The sequence below is a fragment of the Candidatus Obscuribacterales bacterium genome (assembly GCA_036703605.1).
Lineage (GTDB): Bacteria > Cyanobacteriota > Cyanobacteriia > RECH01 > RECH01 > RECH01.
The window spans coordinates 1-3,701 of the sequence record DATNRH010000867.1 but is presented as its reverse complement, the minus strand read 5'-3'; the positions used below and the strand labels follow the sequence as shown (position 1 = coordinate 3,701).

Sequence of the window (3,701 nt, the reverse complement as noted above, 5' to 3'; positions counted from 1 at the left end):
ACCCTTCTGTTGCCGCCTTTCACCCATGGCAATCCACCTTCAAGCAATGAGTGGATGATGAGCAGCAGCATCAGCGTGAATGGGTAGAACAGAAGCAAGCCAGACCAATCGTGCCAGGTGCCGGTCGCCCACTCTTGGTTGCCATACTTCGCAATAACCAGAATCGAGGTGACTCGCAGACCATTACCCAGGATGGCAAGCGGCAGAGCGCTACCAAAGAGGATTAGCTTTTTCCAGATACCCACATTGGCAACGTAGGCCCAGACAGCCGATATCATGATCAAGGCCATCAGGGAGCGAATGCCGCTGCAGCCTTTGGCGATCTCGACTGGCGCCCAGTCCCCATCGGCAGAGGAAATCGCAGTTCCCTGCACAACCGTATCCACACCCAGAATTCCAGCGCCCATATCAGCCAAATGAGTGGCCAATAATTGCAGATGCACAGTGGCCTGTTGGAAGCTGGGCAAAGGCACTGCCAACCAGAAAAAATAAACTGGGAAAATGAGTTTCTTGGCCGTCCGCCAACCCCACAAATAAAGGACTGAGCCCCAAATGATGTGAGGGAGTGCTCCCAGGGTGATGCGAGGCTGCATGGTGCGAAAACCTATCCAGTAACACAGGATTCCCACAAAGAGGACAAGCAGACCCCACATGCAAGGCTCACCGACTGACGCACGGATGCTCTTGAATTGGTATATCAAGAGGCCGATGATGATGAGCGGGAACAAGGGTCCATGCTCGTAATCGGTTTCAGAGTTCCATGCCGAGCCAAGCCAGCCGAATGCACTGAGACCTCCATAGCGGGGAACCACGGCGTAAAACCACAATATCACGATTGCTGAAACAACCAAAGACAACCATCCAATCCAATTGTTGGCCGACACAGGCGAGCCGGCTGGAGCAGCATGATCTCTGATCGCCACTGGATCAGTGGACTCATCAGGGGGGACGGATTCGGTGTTCATTGGCAACATCGAGGATAAGGTCGCCTCTGAGGGTGTCAAGAGGGCTGCAGGTCATCACGTGCTAGGGGGTTGCGCACCAGTTCCAATTTGGCTTAGATCACCTGACTCTGCCCACTGTCCCCTACAGCATAGGCCCTCTTGCGCCCAACCCTCCCCATTCATGTCCGCCGCCCGTAGTCACGAGGAATTCCGAATCCAGGCACTCCAAATTCTGGACGCATTGCTGGTATTTGTCGCTTTCTGGTTTGCCTGGGATCTTCGGGACGTGGTGCTGACACTCATGGACAAAGCGCCATCGGATGAGGATCATCGACAAAGCGTATTTTGGGTGCTCTACATCGCGGTTCCCTTCACCCCTCTGGTGCTTGAGCGCTTCGGCTTCTACCGGATGATGCGAACCAAGTCAGCGGGGCGAGCGGCTGCTCAACTTTTCAAGGGCGCTGCAGTCATGGCCTTATTCATTGGCATGTTCGCCCTGTTTGCAAAATACACCGATGTGCGCCGCCTCGCACTCGGCATCGGCTTCTGCAATCTGGTCCTCCTGCTCTTTGCGCGTGATCGTCTGGTCTTCCACTATCTGAGCACACGCCGCCTCAGCGATGAGGCCAAAGAGCGCATCCTGTTGGCGGGCACCAATGATGAAACCGAGGCTTTATACGGATCACTCGATGAGGATATCGTCGCTGGCTGGAAAGTGGTCGATCACTTTGACTTGGAACAGGGCAGCGTTGAAGAACTCTACAACACCATCAAGGAACATTCCATCGAGCGGGTAATCTTTGCGACCGGAGGCGCCAGCTTTGAAAAAGTGGCCGATGCCGTAGAAGCCTGCGAACTCCAAGGCATCGAGGCCTGGATTGCCGCATCATTCATCCGCAACCAGATCGCCCGTCCCGCCTTCGATTCCCTGGGCGATAAACCGATGCTGGTATTGCGCTCCACCCCTGACCTCTCATGGGAGCTTTTGTGCAAGTCACTGATAGATCGGTTTGGAGCTGCCATACTCATCCTGTTGACATCACCACTGTGGATTTTCTCCTGGTTGGGCATTAAAATCACCAGTCCCGGCGCCCCGGCTTTTTTCCATCAGCGCCGCTCAGGTCGCTATGGCAAACCCTTCCGCATGTGGAAATTTCGCACAATGGTCCCTGATGCGGAGGCTCAACTGACAAGAATCAAAGAGGAGCATGGCAATGAAATGGAGGGTCCCGTCTTCAAGTTGGGCAGGGATCCGCGCGTATTACCCTTTGGCCGCCTCCTGCGGCGCTTCAGCATCGATGAGTTGCCCCAGCTGTACAACGTTCTGCGAGGCGACATGAGTCTGGTCGGCCCACGCCCCCTGCCACTGTATGAGGTGGAGGCCTTTTCCAAACACACCCACCGTCGCCGCCTCAGCGTCAAACCAGGCATCACATGTGAGTGGCAGATCGCCGGCCGCAACGATATCCAAGAGTTCGAAGATTGGGTGCAGCTCGACCTGCGTTACATCGACAATTGGTCGCTGTGGAATGATTTGATCATTCTCCTTAAGACGGTTCCGGCAGTGATTTTTGGCAAAGGCGCAAAATAGTGGAAGCGTCTGGATCATTCACCTAAACTTTGCGTCAGTGGCAATATTATCCGCAGCGTTCTTCGTCTTATCACTGGTTCTGGCCGTTCTTTTTGGCTGTCAGACAAGCTCGTGGACTTGGGGGCCCGCGTTGCTGAGTCTGCTGATCGCCGCTGCGGCGGGCACATGGGTATTGCTCAGACAACCGAGTCGAATGCTCAATCCCGTGATACTGGTTCTTGGAATCCTTACTCTCGGCTGGTTTTCCTTCCGGGCAATACTCTCTCCGGTAAAGGAGTTTGGCGAAGCGGACCTGATGTTGCTTGGCGGAATCCTGGGAGCTTTCATCTGCGTGTTGGCCATTCAGCAATGCCGGCGTGCACATTGGACCCTGACAGCTGGCATCGCCGCCCTACTGCTGGCCAATTTGGTGGTGATGTTGATACAAAAAATGAATCCCGGCTGGCGCCCCCTACTCGCAAATCCTACCGGCGCCACCTCTATCACGGGTTTCTTTTTTCACTACAACTATGTCGCAAACTACCTGTTGATTTCATCCATATGGCTTCTTGGAGAAGCTTGGAACTCACGACAGCGTTTAGTTCAAATCATCCTTGGAACACTTGGCACCATGGGCATGGCAGCGATTTGGTGGACCGGCTCACGTGGCGGACTCCTCGCCGCCTCAATCGCCCTCACCTGCTTGGGTGGAGTCATTCTGATCGAAGCCAAGCGCTCTAAAGCCCGCTGGTTCCCTGCCGCTGCCATTGCCATGCCTTTTATGGCTCTGCTTGTGCTGGGTCTCTTATTCAATGGTTGGCAAGATATCCAAGCAGCAAAAGGTCTTGATGAATCATCAGCTCACAGAGGCCTTTTTGACAACACGGTTCGACTCATTTACCTGGGCGCCGCTGCTTCAGCGGTTTTGAGCCATCCCCTAGCAGGTGGGGGAAGTCAAAGTTTCTCATGGGAGTGTTTCCAGTTTCTCGACAGGAATGACATCGGCATCTACAGAACCAAGCCGGAATACGTTCACAATGAATGGCTTCAGGTCGCCACGGACTACGGGCTGATTGGATTTGGCCTCTTGCTCGGCTTCCTTGTGGCTGTCGGCATCTCCGCCATACTGAGGCTCTGTTTTGAGCCCAAGGCCTCAAGCCCGAAAAACCGAACCGACACCATGCGCC

Annotated in this window: 3 protein-coding genes; 2 read left to right on the top strand and 1 reads right to left on the bottom strand. The window is 54.5% G+C overall.

The window, feature by feature from the left end; genetic code table 11:
* On the bottom strand, positions 1 to 965 hold a 965-nt coding region (locus V6D20_17910; GenBank protein ID HEY9817658.1), incomplete at its 3' end, for an exosortase/archaeosortase family protein.
* Positions 966 to 1,125: 160 nt separating this feature from the next.
* Between V6D20_17910 and V6D20_17905 the strand changes: the two genes are divergently transcribed.
* Complete coding sequence (locus V6D20_17905; protein ID HEY9817657.1) at positions 1,126 to 2,535, top strand: sugar transferase; 1,410 nt, start codon at positions 1,126 to 1,128, stop codon at positions 2,533 to 2,535.
* A partial coding sequence (locus V6D20_17900; GenBank protein HEY9817656.1) for an O-antigen ligase family protein occupies positions 2,516 to 3,701 on the top strand: 1,186 nt, incomplete at its 3' end. The genes V6D20_17905 and V6D20_17900, both read left to right, overlap by 20 nt.

Coding starts and splice junctions, on each gene's coding strand:
- V6D20_17905 (HEY9817657.1), top strand. CDS start 1,126: ATGTCCGCCGCCCGTAGTCACGAGGAATTCCGAATCCAGGCACTCCAA.